The following is a 14,567-nucleotide window of genomic DNA, read 5'->3' on the forward strand; positions in this document are numbered from 1 at the left end:
AAGATAAACAGCATTGACTCATGCACATCATTAAAAATAATCTTTATTTAGCATCTGAAACAAAATTTTAGAACCGTAACATTGGTGCAGCATTTGGTATATTTTGATGAGCTGGCACAGGCAGCTTTACTGCAATCGCTTGAAAACAAGGGGTATTCAAAAGTTTTTGTCTTGGTAGATACCAATACAAGAACACATTGTTTGCCCATTTTGAAAAATATGATAAAGGCGGTAGACAGTTCAGTAATAGAAATCAAGGCTGGTGAAGAACACAAAAACCTTGATTCATGCAAGGCCGTTTGGGATACGCTCTCAACAGAAGGTGGTGATCGGCAAAGCTTGCTTATCAACCTGGGGGGTGGTGTCGTTACCGATTTGGGGGGGTTTGTTGCTTCGACATTCAAAAGAGGTATTGATTTCATCAATGTGCCCACCACACTTCTGGCCATGGTCGATGCAGCCATCGGTGGTAAAACGGGAGTCGATTTTCAGTCGTTGAAAAACCAAATTGGTGTCATCAACCAACCTGAGCTTATTGCGGTATTTCCTGAATTTTTGAACACGCTCGAAAAGCGCCAAATCAAAAGCGGTTTTGCCGAGATGCTAAAACATGGGCTCATCAGTGACTTTGACTATTGGCAAGAGCTGAAAGCATTGAAAAATCTTGATACTATCGGGGATAAAATTCAAAAATCCGTTGAAATTAAAAGCCATGTGGTACATGAGGATGTTGATGAAAAAGGATTGCGCAAAATTCTAAACTTCGGCCATACCCTGGGCCATGCCATTGAATCACATTTTCTTATCGCCCAAGACAAAAGTGTTCTTTTGCACGGTGAAGCCATTGCCGTAGGTATGGTTTTAGAGGCCTACCTGTCACATAAACTGTCGGGGCTTTCCAAAATTGAATTGGATGAAATAAAAAGGGCCATTGACCATATCTACCCAAAGGTACAGTTTAACAATGAGGACATTACATCTTGTATCGATTTGCTGAAACACGACAAGAAGAATACGCATGGCGATGTCAATTTTGTATTGCTAAAGACCATAGGAAAGGCTGTTATCGACATCAAAGTACCTTCAAGTCTTTTTGAAGAGGCATTTCAATACTACAGCTTACCATAGTTTCATATACTGATTCTTGGCATTGACAACTCTTTACATTTTAGAAACCAAAAATTGAATAGTTTAGGTCTGATAACCAAAACAAACGACCTACTATGAAACGTGTGCTGATTGACTATAAAAAGCTCGACCATCAAGTGGCTGCACTTTTGATTGACCTCTACCCCCATGGTTATGGTGATGACGACATCATCATTCTCAAAAAACCAAATGGCGAAATCATTGAAACCGTTGAAGTAAAAACCGAGGATACCATCTATTTGGTCAAAATCAGTAAAAGCCTTGCCAATTTTATTTCAAACTTTGAGGAAACTATTGAGCGTGAGCTTGAAAGTACCCCAAGTGAAAAGGAGGCCATAACCGAGGAGGGCTACGATACCCTTGAAGAAAAGGATGGGGACATTGACAATGACTTGGAAGATTTGGACTGATTTTAGAGGTACCTTTCCCGAACTATCTTTTGGTGGTGCAGTTGGTGCCCACTGATAATAAAACCCAATGCCCTGACACTGAAATTGGTGTCGCTGGCAATACCAATTCGCTGTAATTCTTCTTCGTTCAAAGTGCTGAAAAGTGCAATCGTCGCATCACGAACCGAAGTAAACTCAAACCTTAAATTTTCAATACTCTTTTCGTTGGCCCTCGATGCGGTCACATAGCCATCTTGCTCAAAGCCAGGTAAAGGCGTTTTGTCATTTCTTGCAAACCGCATTGCCCTGTACTGAAATACCCGTTCGGCATCGATAACGTGCTGAAATAGCTCTGCGAGGCTCCACTTTCCCTCAGCATAGCTGAATCTAAATTTTTCTTCGGATATGGAGTTTAGAAGTTCGAGAAACTCTTCCTTAGTGGAAGCCAGGCATTTGAGCAACCCTAAATTTGGATTGCTTTGGATGTACGATTCATAATAGGCCCCATACTCATCTGTCCCCAAGTCATGTATGGTCATCCGAGCTCGTTGAAAATGGTATGCATCAGTCGTTTTTTGTCATTGATGCTCTCTTCTAAAGAAATCATGGTCTCCGTTCTGCTGATGCCATCAATATCATCAATCTTAAAAATGATATTCTTGGCATGTGTGGTATCGCGGGCCCGTATTTTACAGAAAATATTGAATTTTCCGGTTGTGATGTGGGCGACGGTCACATAGGGTATCTGAGTCAATCGCTCGAGCACAAATTTCGTTTGATGTGTTTTTTCCAGAAAAATGCCCACGTAGGCGATAAAAGAATATCCCAGCTTTACATAATCCAACGTCAACGAAGAGCCCCGTATAATACCGGCCTCTTCCATCTTTTTGACCCGTACATGCACTGTACCAGCAGATATCAATAGCTTTTTGGCGATATCAGTAAATGGTGTCCTGGTGTTGTCAATCAACATATCCAGTATTTGGTGATCAATTTCGTCTAGTTTAACCTTGCCCATAGTCTAAAAATTTTCAACGAAAATAATAAATCAAGAAATTAAATATAAAAAAAAGTCACTTTTTTTAAAGATAACTCAAGAAAGCATAAAAAATTTAACAATCGTAATTAAGCCTACAACGTTGAACACTAATGAAATGTCAGCGCATCACGAAAATTTAAATAGTACCCGTTGTGCAATTTATACTGACTTGGAGAATGTACTTCTTTCTTCATGTTTTAAGGGAAGGGAAGAATAAAGATACCAGAACGTTTCGAGCTTCTCTATCAAGATGTAAAAATAGTCAAGTTTACAATTGTAAATTTTTTACGACTCCCAATGTTTCGATTTTGGTTAGAATTGTAAACTAGTGCTGCGTATTTTTAACAAATAATAAATTAATTAGTTTAAAATATTAAATATCAATATTTTAAACTAATTTATCTAATTATAAAGTTTAACTATTTTCACTTTTATACACAGCTGATGACTCAAATTAAATGCCCAAAATGGTACTTTTGCTGTATAGGAATTTATAATTGTGAATGATAATTTCATCAAACGTCTGAACGCACTTATGGAGCACTACGGAGTGTCACCTTCCCTATTCGCCGATAAAATTGGGGTGCAGCGTTCTAGTGTCTCACATATACTAAATGGCAGAAACCGGCCAAGCCTTGATTTTATCATGAAAGTGATCCAGACTTTTCCTGAAGTGAACATTTATTGGTTGCTCAACGGTAAAGGTAGTTTACTACTTACCGACGAAACCTCCTCCCCACCACCGCCCCCAAATCCTAAGAACTACATTGAAAAGTCTAAAAAGGGCATAACAAAAATTGCCGTTTTCTATGATGATGGGACCTTTGAATCGTTCGAACCAAAAAAATAGTACCCGCTTATAGCGCAAAAATATGCTTTGCCGTATTTTGCACGTATGTACAGAACAACATTCCTATTTCTAATTTTCATCGTTTCTTGCAATTCAATCCCTGAACGAAATTGCACCGATTTCAGAACGGGCACTTTTCAATTTACCACCACCATTGAAGGCAGTGAACAGACCACAACCTTTGTTCGCAAACCCACCATAGAGATTGAAGAATTCAAAGGCAAGAAAGACACGGCATCCATCAGGTGGATCAATGACTGTGAGTATGTGCTCAAGAAAGTTTCCCCTCAAAACCGGGCTGAAGAAAAATCCATCCACATAAAAATTTTGACAACCTCAGATTCTTCTTATACATTTGAGTACAACGCCATAGGCGATAAAAGAAAGTTTAAAGGCGAAGCCGTTAAAATACACTGACCATGTTCGATATTTTTGCAAGCCCAGATGCCTGGATGGCATTACTGACCCTCACCTTTTTAGAAATCATTCTCGGTATTGACAACATCATTTTTATATCGATTGCCGCAGGAAAACTTGAGCAAAAAGACCGTAAAAAAGCAACAAACATCGGTTTGGTGTTGGCCATGGCCATGAGAATCGTCTTACTTTTTGGTATCACGTGGTTGGTAAGCTTAAAAAAGCCTTTTTTGATTTTAGATGCTTCTTGGATTTCAGGTGGAATAAGCTGGCAGGCCTTGATTCTTTTTTTGGGTGGTTTGTTTTTGTTGTATAAAAGCACCAAAGAAATTCATGAAAAAATTGAAGACCGCGGGCATGATGAGCGCGAGGTAAAGAAGGGGCGTTCAAACTCATTGACCAATGCCATAGTTCAAATTACCGTTATCAATATCGTTTTCTCCTTTGATTCGATTTTGACGGCAATTGGCATGACCAACGGCATTTCGCCCGACCCGAATGATGCACTTGTATTGATGATCATTGCGGTAGTCGTTTCTGTGCTGATTATGATGCTATTTGCAAATCCGGTCGGTAATTTTGTGAACCGCCATCCCTCGATTCAAGTGCTGGGACTGTCTTTTTTGATTTTAATCGGATTTATGCTTATCGCCGAGGCAGCACACTTATCGCACTTGGTGGTGTTTGACAGTGAAGTGGGTGCGATACCCAAAGGCTACCTCTATTTTGCCATTGCCTTTTCTTTGATGGTCGAGTTTTTCGACATGCGGATGATGAGGAACAGAAAAAAGAAGCAGGAAGAAGTGGTCGACGAATAGTTTTAATTGGGCCTGCTAAAAATCAAATCAGGATTTGATTTTTTTGCTTCCTTGAATTTTTTGAATTGATGCTGCTGCTGTTTAACGGTCAGGGTGCTTCCGTCGTGACTCCACCCAGGTGGCCCAAAAACATACATCAGTTTGTGGCGCCAATTCTTGGTTTTTTTCATGTCGTTCCAGATGTCTTTGAACTCATGGGTCAAAATCACCGCAGGATTGTACGATTCTGGGGAATGTATCACGCCATACTTCACTTCGATATCATCGTCCAACTCTTTCCATGTACCGAATAGTTTATCAAAGATGTTCAAAAATCCTCCATGGTTTTTATCCAAATACTCCACATTTTGGGCGTGGTGCACTTGGTGCATGGTGTGGGTGTTGAAGATTTTTTCCAGAAAACCCAATTTGGGAACATAGACCGAATGCAACTGAAATTGCCATAAAGCCTCAATGCCCAAACATACCACTACCATTTCAGGCGGAAAGCCCACGGCAGGCATCCACGCGTAAAACAAGGGCTTGTACAAAATGGTGAACCAGCCATTGCGCACTGCGGTGCCCAAATTATAATTGTCGGAAGAATGGTGCACAATATGTGCGGCCCATAAGAGACGTATTTCATGGTTTGCGCGATGAAACCAGTAATACGTGAAGTCGTCGGCCAGCATACACAGCAACCAAACGTACCATATATAACCAAAAGATTCGTACCCCAAAAAATTCTGCCGTACCCCGTTAATCTCAGGGTTGCACAATTCATAGACCCCCTCAAAGAGCACAACGGCAAAGATGACCTTGAACAACGGACCAATGAGTGCCGAGCCCACCCCCAAAAAACCACTGGCCGCTAAATCTTTCCACTCATAAAGATGGTCGTCGCCGTGCGTCTTACTGTATGTCAATTCAAATAAAATAAATGCAATAAATACGGGAACCCCGTACACCAGAGGGTTGGTGAAATCCATTATGTGGGATTATGTTAGTGGTTTAGTATAAAACATGCAAAGTACACAGAATAAAATATTAAAACAATGTTGGCTGGTCTGAATCCGACTCTTTTTTTGGATTGCTTTCATCTTCTGGGGCGACATTTTCTTCATCTACAACTTCAATTTCTTCGGGCTTTTTTGGCTCTGGTGGCGTATATGGGAGCGACTCCAATTCATTGATTTCCAACACTTTTTCTTTGGTCAATTGGTTGCCCATGGCGGTGATACCCTTCACTGCAATAAACGCTTCTAAGTCTACCTCTAGGTTGTCTTTTCGCTCTTCGCCCCGCTTTTTCACAAAGACGACCTCGGCCCTCGGCCGGTAATCGACAAATACTTTTTCAAGATATGATTTGGGATGTTCGGTGATGATGGTTTCTTCCTTATCGGGACTCTCTACCAAAAATCGTTTGACATAAAAAAGCTCTTTTTCACCTTCCCAATAGATGGCAGTGATTGGTTTGTTCGGATCCCACTTTTCCAACACCACCAGATCATCATCAAAACGCAAGGTCAGTTCAGGAATCACGGTCTTCACCACCCCCTTTTGATTGATGAGCAACAAGCGGTCTTCGCTTGTAAACTCGCCCAACAGTTCACCCCGCTCATCAACGTTGAGGCGTTGTACGGTATCATCAAACCAAAGCTTTCTGGGTTTCAATGTTGAAAGGCCTTTTTCTTTGAGTTCGATGCGCTTTACCGCATATTTTGTGACCAGATTGCCCTTTGACGCCCGGCCCTTGATGAGCACATCGGCAAAATCAAGGTCCCATTTCAATTTCTTGATGCTTCCAGTTTGACGCAAGTGCACCGTGACCACCTCGGCCTCACCATTCGGATTGGCTGAAAAATATAATACCTCAGAGCTTGACTTGCCAGTCGTCAAGTCGTAAAGCCTGTCTCTAGTGACACTGGTCACATTGAACCGTTTGATGTAGCTGGGGCCTCCCCTACCATCTTTGTAAATCATGTTGTACGTCGTACGCTTGTCCTTCTTTTTGAAAACAGCAACATGAATGATATTTTTGCCCACAAATGTCTTTGAGTCCACTTTGGTCACCATCATTTCCCCTTTCTTGGTAAAGACAATGATATCATCGATATCACTGCAATCGGTGACATATTCATCACGCCGCATGGAAGTGCCCACAAAACCTTCGGCACGATTCACATAGAGCTTGGTATTGCGAATGACCACTTTGGTGGCCTCGATGTCGTCGAAAATCTTGATTTCAGACTTGCGCTCACGCCCTGCCCCATAATTCTTTTTTAGCGTTTTGAAATAATCAATGGCAAAGTCGGTCAAATGTGCCAAATGGTGTTTGGTCTGGGCAATTTTTTCGTCAAGGCTTTCGATATTTTGCTGTGCCTTGTCTAAATCAAACTTTGAGATTCTTTTGATGCGTATCTCGGTGAGGCGGGTAATATCTTCTTCTGTCACCGCCCGCTTTAGCATTTTGGTATGCGGTTTCAAGCCTTTGTCAATGGCGGTAATGACACCTTCCCATGTTTCTTCTTCTTCAATGTCTCGATAGATACGGTTTTCAATGAAAATGCGCTCCAAAGAAGCAAAGTGCCATTGTTCCTCGAGTTCTGAAAGCTGTATTTCCAGCTCTGATTTTAAGAGTTCGACCGTGTTATCGGTAGAACGCTCCAACATCTCTTTGACCCCCATAAAAACGGGTTTGTTGTCTTCGATGATGCATCCCAAGGGCGATATGGAAGATTCGCAGGCCGTAAAGGCATACAAAGCATCAATGGTCTTATCTGGAGAGATTCCGCTCGGCAAATGGATGAGAATTTCTACCTCGGCAGCGGTATTGTCCTCAATTTTCTTGATTTTTATCTTTCCCTTGTCATTCGCCTTTAAAATGGAGTCAATCAAAGATGAGGTATTGGTGCCATAGGGTATGTCATTTATGACCAGCGTATTTTTATCGTGTTGGGATATTTTGGCACGTACGCGCACCTTGCCCCCGCGCATACCTTCGTTGTAATTGGTCACATCAATAATGCCTGCCGTGGGAAAATCGGGAAACAATTTGAACCGTTGTCCCTTTAAATGTTTGATGGATGCATCTATCAATTCATTGAAGTTGTGGGGAAGGATTTTGGTGGAAAGTCCGACCGCAATGCCCTCGGCACCCTGTGCCAACAACAACGGAAACTTAACGGGAAGATTGATCGGTTCTTTTTTCCTGCCATCATACGAAAGCTGCCACTCGGTGATTTTAGGGCTGTACACCACATCTAGAGCGAACTTTGATAGGCGCGCCTCAATATACCTTGGTGCCGCTGCGCCATCACCCGTCAAGATATTGCCCCAGTTGCCCTGGGTGTCGATGAGCAAATCTTTTTGCCCAATTTGAACCATGGCATCACCGATACTTGCATCACCATGGGGGTGATACTGCATGGTGTGCCCCACAACATTGGCCACCTTGTTGTACCGGCCGTCATCCAATTCTTTCAGGGAATGCATGATGCGCCGCTGTACAGGCTTGAAACCATCTTCTATGGCAGGAACGGCTCTCTCAAGGATGACGTAAGAAGCATAATCAAGAAACCAATCTTTGTACATGCCCGTGACCCGGGTCAGGGTCTCTTGATTTTCATCTTGAGATTCTAATTGCCCCTCATTCAATTCTCCATTCTCTTCCATTCAAAACAGCAATGTGCTTTCTTATAGTTGGTTTTCATCAACCAAATCAAGCTCTACTTTAAGGTTATTGATAATAAATTCTTGTCGGTCTGGTGTATTTTTGCCCATGTAAAATTGCAATAGCTGGTCGATGCTCATGGCCTTGTCCAACATTACGGGTTCCAATCGGATGTCATCGCCAATGAAATGTTTGAACTCATCGGGGGAAATTTCGCCCAACCCCTTAAAACGGGTAATTTCGGGCTTGCCCTTCAATTTTTCAATGGCCTCACGTTTCTCTTCTTCACTGTAACAGTAGATGGTTTCTTTTTTATTGCGCACCCGAAACAGTGGGGTCTGCAAAATATACAGGTGGTTTTCTTTGATCAATTCTGGAAAGAACTGTAGAAAGAAAGTAATCAACAACAATCGGATGTGCATACCGTCGACATCGGCATCCGTGGCGATTACTATATTGTTATAACGCAGATCTTCAAGGGATTCCTCAATATTGAGAGCCGCTTGCAAAAGATTGAATTCCTCGTTCTCGTAGACCACCTTTTTTGACATTCCGTAAGAATTCAAAGGCTTACCACGAAGGCTGAAGACCGCTTGGGTATTGACATCGCGTGATTTTGTAATGGAGCCCGAAGCGGAGTCGCCCTCGGTGATGAAAAGGGTGGACTCTAATCGTCGGTCGTTTTTCATGTCCCCAAGGTGCACCCTGCAATCACGCAGTTTTTTATTGTGCAAACTGGCTTTTTTGGCGCGCTCACGGGCCAGTTTCCGTATGCCGGAAAGCTCCTTGCGCTCTTTTTCGGCCTGAACAATTTTCTTCTGAAGTGCCTGTGCTGTCTCCTCGTTCTTATGAAGATAATTGTCAAGTTGCTTGCCGATAAAATCGTTGATGTAGGTGCGCACCGTAGGCAAATCACCGCCCATATCGGTAGACCCCAGCTTGGTCTTGGTCTGACTTTCGAACACAGGCTCCATCACCTTGATCGAAATGGCCGAGATGATTGATTTTCGAATATCGGAAGCGTCATAGTTCTTTTTGTAAAAATCACGGACAGTCTTTACAATCGCCTCTCGAAAAGCGGCTTGGTGTGTACCGCCTTGGGTGGTATTTTGACCGTTTACGAATGAATGGTACTCCTCGCTGTATTGGGTCTTGCTGTGTGTCATTGCGACCTCGATATCGTTGCCCTTCAGGTGAATTATCGGATACAGCATATCGTCAGCATTGGTATTGTCTTGCAACAGATCTTTGAGACCGTTTTCAGAGTAAAATTTTTCTCCGTTGAAAACAATCGTGAGGCCTGGGTTTAGGTAGACATAGTTCTTGAGCATGCGCTCAACGTACTCGCTGCGATACTTATATTTTTTAAAAATGGATTCGTCGGGAACAAAGGTCACTTTTGTGCCCTTGCGCCGAGAGGTTTCATCCAACAACTCTTCGTTTTTGAGCTCGCCAGTCTCAAACTCGGCAGATTTTGACTTTCCATCACGTGTGGACTCCACCTTGAAATAAGTGGAAAGCGCATTGACCGCCTTTGTACCGACCCCGTTGAGGCCTACGGACTTTTTAAAGGCACGGGTATCATACTTGCCACCCGTGTTCATTTTGGAGACCACATCGACCACTTTGCCCAACGGAATGCCACGACCATAATCACGAACGATGACGGTATTCTCGCGGATGGAAATCTCGATGGTCTTACCGGCCCCCATGACAAATTCGTCGATACAGTTGTCGATGACCTCTTTCAGTAGAATATAGATGCCATCATCGGCGGAAGAACCATCACCCAATTTGCCGATGTACATACCGGGACGCATCCTGATATGCTCTTTCCAGTCAAGAGAGCGGATGTTATCTTCTGTATACTGAGTGTTTGACACGGTGTGTTGGGTTATTAAGTTATAAAGTTACCTGCTATTGGGTTATGCTTTAAAGATGCTCAAGAAAATTGGTAAGTTATCCATTCCAATTAACCCAACAACTATTAACCAAAGCGACAGCTTCATCAATGCTAATATATAATTATGGGTGAAAAATCAAAATGTGGGCTTTGGAAAGTAATCAACATCCTTTTTTGATAACTTGCTACGAGAGGCAGTAAAATTTAGACATTAAACCTAAAATGCATCACATCACCATCTTTAACGACATAGTCTTTGCCCTCAACCCGCATCTTACCGGCCTCTTTGACCTTGGCTTCACTGCCGTATTGCACAAAATCGTTATACGAAATCACTTCAGCCCGAATAAACCCTTTTTCAAAATCAGTGTGGATGACCCCTGCGGCTTGTGGTGCGGTAAATCCTTTTTTGATGGTCCAAGCCCGTACTTCCTTCTCTCCAGCAGTAAAATAAGTTTCCAAATTCAGTAGCTTGTAGGCTCCTTGTATCAATTTTGCAGAACCGGGTTCTGATAGCCCCAAATCTTCTAAAAATAATTGCCGTTCTTCGTAGGTGTCTAACTCAGTGATATCGGCCTCGGTGCCCACAGCAAGATAAATGACTTCGGCGTTTTCATCTTTGACCGCTTCTTTTACCTGCTCAACATAGGCATTGCCATCAACAGCAGCAGCCTCATCCACATTGCAGACATACATGACGGGTTTGTCGGTAATCAATTGCAACGGTTTTACAAAATCACGATACACATCGTCTGAAATCGGTATCGCCCTGACCGAAGTGCCCGATTCGAGTCCGGCTTTGAGTTGGGTCAAAACTGCAGCTTCCTTTTGGGCCTCTTTGTTTCCGGTCTTTGCAGCACGGGCGACTTTATCGAGCTTTTTTTCAACGCTTTCCAAATCCTTCAACTGAAGTTCCATATCAATGGTTTCCTTATCTCGGATAGGATCTACGGAACCATCAACATGCACCACATTGTCATTGTCAAAACAGCGCAATACATGAAGTATCGCATCAGTCTCGCGGATGTTTCCCAAAAACTGGTTGCCCAGTCCCTCGCCCTTACTGGCACCTTTTACCAAACCCGCTATATCAACAATTTCGACCGTTGCGGGAATCACCTGTTGTGGATTCACCAATGCTTCCAACTTTTCAAGCCGTGCATCGGGAACGTTCACCACGCCGATATTGGGTTCAATGGTACAGAAGGGAAAATTGGCACTCTGTGCCTTGGCATTCGAGAGACAATTGAAAAGTGTTGATTTGCCCACGTTGGGCAATCCTACAATTCCGGCTTTCATAGTGTATGTTTGATGATGGATGCTTGATGTTTGATGATGTCAATATTTTGTGTGAAAAATTTTAATTGGGGTGCAAATATAGATTTTTCAGGAGCTTACTTGAGGTTCTCAAAGAAAAAACATCGTGCTTCAAGCATCTTGCATCAGTACTACATCCCCTTGAACAAAAAATAGAATACCATGACAATGAGACCGACAAAACCGATAACAGCTATTGCCGCCAGTGTGCAACCTGCTTGTTTCCAAAAACCATTGTAGTCTTTGTTTTCAGCCATAAAAAAACCGAGTCAATTGACTCGGCCAAGATACTTTATTCTCTATTTATCTCATCCATCAGGATGCATAAACCGTTGCTTGCCCAACAGCTCTTCTTCAGTCTCTACCCTATCTTCATCAGGTACACAACAATCTACAGGACAAACGGCCGCACACTGTGGCTCTTCGTGAAAGCCCATACATTCGGTGCACTTATCGGGAGCTATGTAGTAAATCTCATCGCTGACGGGCTCTTGCACTTCTTCTGCATTCACAGCTTTACCGTCAGGTAAAACAACGTCACCGGTCAAAGAGGTGCCGTCGCTATAACGCCATTCGTCTGCTCCTTCGTAAATGGCCGTGTTGGGGCACTCAGGCTCGCAGGCACCGCAATTGATGCACTCGTCAGTGATGATAATTGCCATAATTTTCTTTTTTTTATGCCCTCCCGATAACTATCGGGATGGCTGGGTATCTGTCAAATCTGACTGCTATCTAAAGCCAAATCTTCTAGCAAAATTTTAATATAGGATATGTACTTTTGCGCAAAGTTATACCCTACTAAATTAGTGCACAAATATAATGGCCGAACAAACGGATTATTGGAAAGCTTTTGTTAAACTTGGGCGTTTTCTCAGGGATTTTTGTGAAAATCGTGATAACGATGACGGCCACTTCTCAAATCTAAAAAAAACAATCCACCTCGCCCAACAGCAAAATGCTTGGTTCACTTCAGAAAATATTCACTTTGCATTGCAGCAGTGGGGCGATATCTTGACGGAAGAAAACCTTAAAAATTGGCTTTCCACCTACCAAATATCCAAAGACAATGGGGCCAAGACCATTGGTATCATCATGGCCGGAAACATCCCCCTGGTCGGCTTTCATGATTTTTTGAGCGTGTTGGTGACTGGCAACAGGGCACTCTGTAAACTTTCATCAAATGATGCTGTATTGCTGCCCACCTTGGCCGAGCAATTAATTGCGTTTGAACCATCACTGAAAAGCTGTATAGCATTTACAGAGAACCGTCTAGAAAATTTTGATGCCATTATCGCCACGGGCAGTAACAACACTTCCCGTTATTTTGAATACTACTTTGGCAAATACCCCAATATTATCAGAAAGAACAGAACTTCGGTCGCTGTACTTACTGGTAATGAAACCGAAGAACAGCTAAAAAATCTGGGAAATGATATTTTCAGGTATTTTGGATTGGGTTGCCGTAACGTATCAAAGATTTTTGTTCCGCACGATTATGATCTTGACCCCTTGTTCAATGCCCTTTTTGAATACAAATCAATCATTGAGCATCACAAATATGCCAACAACTACGATTACAATAAGGCGGTCTATCTCATGAGCGACTTTAAGATTCTCGATAACGGTTTTCTCATTCTGAAAGAGGATAAAAACCTTCATTCGCCCATTGCAGCACTGTTTTTCGAGAAATATGATAGCCACAATAACCTAAGAACACATCTGGAAGCTGAAAAAGAGCAATTACAGTGCATAGTGGGCAATTTAGAAATATCCAATGAAATTCCTTTTGGCCATACCCAACGACCTGGGCTTGCTGATTATGCTGATGGTGTCGACACTGTTGATTTCTTGTTGACATTGTAGTCATTATTTGTTTGTTGCCCGTTTCTACATCCGTGAAAATTTTAAGACCTTTAACCTTTGGTAAATCAGACAGAAGACAGAACTATGAAAAAGCATAATTTTAGTGCAGGGCCGTGTATTCTTCCGAAGGAAGTCATGCAAAAAGCTTCACAAGCGGTCATCGAATTAGATGATAGTGGCCTCTCACTTATCGAAATATCACACCGCAGTGCAGCATTTGTCTCCATCATGGAAAAAGCCCGTGCCCTGGCTTTGGAATTGCTGGGACTTGAAGGAAAGGGCTATTCGGCGCTCTTTCTACAAGGTGGGGCCAGCACCCAGTTTTTGATGGCGGCCTACAACTTGCTTGAAAAGAAAGCGGGGTATGTAAATACGGGCACGTGGAGCCTCAAGGCCATCAAAGAGGCCAAACTTTTTGGCGATGTGGTCGAAGTGGCCTCCTCGCAAGACCAAAACTTTAATTACATCCCCAAAGGATATACAATACCTAATGGACTGGATTACCTTCATTTGACTTCGAACAACACCATCTTTGGTACCCAAATCAAAGAATTTCCAAAAACCAAGGTGCCACTGGTCTGTGATATGAGTTCCGACATTTTTTCACGTCAAATGGATTTCTCACAATTCGACCTGATTTATGCTGGTGCACAGAAAAATATGGGTCCGGCTGGCACAACATTGGTTGTAGTGAAGGAGGCTATTTTGGGGAAGGTATTCCGAGAGATTCCATCCATGCTGAACTACAAAGTGCATATTGGCAAAGACAGTATGTTCAACACCCCCCCGGTTTTTGCGGTCTACGTCTCTATGCTGACCCTGCAATGGCTGAAAGATTTGGGAGGTATTGCCGCCATTGAGGAGATCAATGAGAAAAAAGCCAACTTGATTTATTCTGAGATTGATTTGAACCCTGTGTTTGCAGGTTTTGCCGCCAAAGAAGACCGCTCGTACATGAATGCGACCTTCAATATCACTGATGATGCATTGAAAGAAACCTTTGACACCATGTGCAAAGAAGCTGGTATCAACGGTATCAACGGCCACCGCTCCGTAGGTGGGTATAGGGCCTCAATGTACAACGCATTGACATTAGAGAGTGTCGGGGTTCTTGTCGACATTATGAGTGAATTGGAGAAAAAGGGATAGACCCCTCCCCTACCCAAAAAG

General features: G+C 42.7%; 15 protein-coding genes. 7 read left to right on the forward strand and 8 right to left on the reverse strand.

All coding sequences use genetic code 11. The annotated features are described in order from the left end of the window. The first annotated feature begins 84 nt into the window (after nucleotides 1–84). Nucleotides 85–1,128 (forward strand): 3-dehydroquinate synthase, encoded by a 1,044-nt coding sequence (aroB, locus tag AAAH86_RS04955; protein WP_343486396.1) that lies wholly within the window; start codon nucleotides 85–87, stop codon nucleotides 1,126–1,128. 95 nt (nucleotides 1,129–1,223) lie between these two features. Further along, nucleotides 1,224–1,559, forward strand: coding sequence for a hypothetical protein (locus AAAH86_RS04960; protein ID WP_343486398.1), 336 nt, complete (start codon nucleotides 1,224–1,226; stop codon nucleotides 1,557–1,559). A 2-nt stretch (nucleotides 1,560–1,561) separates the two neighbouring features. Here the strand turns inward: AAAH86_RS04960 and AAAH86_RS04965 are convergent, their stop codons facing one another. Next, entirely contained in the window at nucleotides 1,562–2,077 is a 516-nt protein-coding gene (locus tag AAAH86_RS04965) for a DinB family protein (RefSeq protein WP_343486399.1), read from the reverse strand. Continuing rightward, nucleotides 2,074–2,556, reverse strand: coding sequence for a winged helix-turn-helix transcriptional regulator (locus tag AAAH86_RS04970; protein ID WP_343486401.1), 483 nt, complete (start codon nucleotides 2,554–2,556; stop codon nucleotides 2,074–2,076). The genes AAAH86_RS04965 and AAAH86_RS04970 overlap by 4 nt, the downstream gene beginning before the upstream one ends. A gap of 520 nt (nucleotides 2,557–3,076) precedes the next feature. On the opposite strand from AAAH86_RS04970, the gene AAAH86_RS04975 reads away from it, so the two are divergent. Genes AAAH86_RS04975 through AAAH86_RS04985 form a run of 3 tightly spaced genes read left to right on the forward strand, consistent with a single transcriptional unit; the run spans nucleotide 3,077 to nucleotide 4,662 of the window. Then, nucleotides 3,077–3,427 carry a helix-turn-helix transcriptional regulator gene (locus AAAH86_RS04975; RefSeq protein WP_343486402.1) on the forward strand — a complete coding sequence of 117 codons (351 nt, stop codon included), beginning with the start codon at nucleotides 3,077–3,079 and terminating at the stop codon, nucleotides 3,425–3,427. A gap of 45 nt (nucleotides 3,428–3,472) precedes the next feature. Next, complete coding sequence (locus tag AAAH86_RS04980; RefSeq protein ID WP_343486403.1) at nucleotides 3,473–3,844, forward strand: DNA topoisomerase IV; 372 nt, start codon at nucleotides 3,473–3,475, stop codon at nucleotides 3,842–3,844. Between the two features lie 2 nt (nucleotides 3,845–3,846). After that, the gene (locus AAAH86_RS04985; protein WP_343486404.1) at nucleotides 3,847–4,662 is read left to right on the forward strand and encodes a TerC family protein; all 816 of its coding nucleotides are present in this window, start codon (nucleotides 3,847–3,849) and stop codon (nucleotides 4,660–4,662) included. 2 nt (nucleotides 4,663–4,664) lie between these two features. On the opposite strand, the gene AAAH86_RS04990 is transcribed toward AAAH86_RS04985, so the two are convergent. The 6 genes from AAAH86_RS04990 to AAAH86_RS05015 all read right to left on the reverse strand — a co-directional run bounded on the left by AAAH86_RS04990 (nucleotide 4,665) and on the right by AAAH86_RS05015 (nucleotide 12,196). Next, entirely contained in the window at nucleotides 4,665–5,630 is a 966-nt protein-coding gene (locus AAAH86_RS04990) for a sterol desaturase family protein (RefSeq protein ID WP_343486405.1), read from the reverse strand. Nucleotides 5,631–5,688: 58 nt separating this feature from the next. After that, complete coding sequence (locus tag AAAH86_RS04995) at nucleotides 5,689–8,316, reverse strand: DNA gyrase/topoisomerase IV subunit A (RefSeq protein ID WP_343486406.1); 2,628 nt, start codon at nucleotides 8,314–8,316, stop codon at nucleotides 5,689–5,691. A gap of 21 nt (nucleotides 8,317–8,337) precedes the next feature. Beyond that, entirely contained in the window at nucleotides 8,338–10,197 is a 1,860-nt protein-coding gene (locus AAAH86_RS05000) for a DNA topoisomerase IV subunit B (protein WP_343486407.1), read from the reverse strand. 224 nt (nucleotides 10,198–10,421) lie between these two features. Next, complete coding sequence (gene ychF / locus AAAH86_RS05005; RefSeq protein WP_343486408.1) at nucleotides 10,422–11,516, reverse strand: redox-regulated ATPase YchF; 1,095 nt, start codon at nucleotides 11,514–11,516, stop codon at nucleotides 10,422–10,424. 149 nt (nucleotides 11,517–11,665) lie between these two features. Then, on the reverse strand, nucleotides 11,666–11,791 hold the full coding sequence (locus tag AAAH86_RS05010) for a hypothetical protein (RefSeq protein ID WP_343486409.1): 126 nt from the start codon (nucleotides 11,789–11,791) through the stop codon (nucleotides 11,666–11,668). Nucleotides 11,792–11,842: 51 nt separating this feature from the next. Next, nucleotides 11,843–12,196, reverse strand: a complete 354-nt coding sequence (locus tag AAAH86_RS05015) for a 4Fe-4S dicluster domain-containing protein (protein ID WP_343486410.1) — start codon at nucleotides 12,194–12,196, stop codon at nucleotides 11,843–11,845. Nucleotides 12,197–12,353: 157 nt separating this feature from the next. Here AAAH86_RS05015 and AAAH86_RS05020 point away from each other — a divergent pair, with 157 nt between their 5' ends. Together AAAH86_RS05020 and serC are read left to right on the forward strand one after the other, a co-directional pair. Continuing rightward, nucleotides 12,354–13,397, forward strand: a complete 1,044-nt coding sequence (locus tag AAAH86_RS05020) for an acyl-CoA reductase (protein WP_343486411.1) — start codon at nucleotides 12,354–12,356, stop codon at nucleotides 13,395–13,397. A gap of 84 nt (nucleotides 13,398–13,481) precedes the next feature. Further along, on the forward strand, nucleotides 13,482–14,546 hold the full coding sequence (serC, locus tag AAAH86_RS05025) for a 3-phosphoserine/phosphohydroxythreonine transaminase (protein WP_343486413.1): 1,065 nt from the start codon (nucleotides 13,482–13,484) through the stop codon (nucleotides 14,544–14,546). Nucleotides 14,547–14,567 lie beyond the last annotated feature (21 nt).

The organism is Allomuricauda sp. d1 (assembly GCF_039592695.1).
In the GTDB taxonomy this organism is placed as follows: Bacteria; Bacteroidota; Bacteroidia; order Flavobacteriales; family Flavobacteriaceae; genus Flagellimonas_A.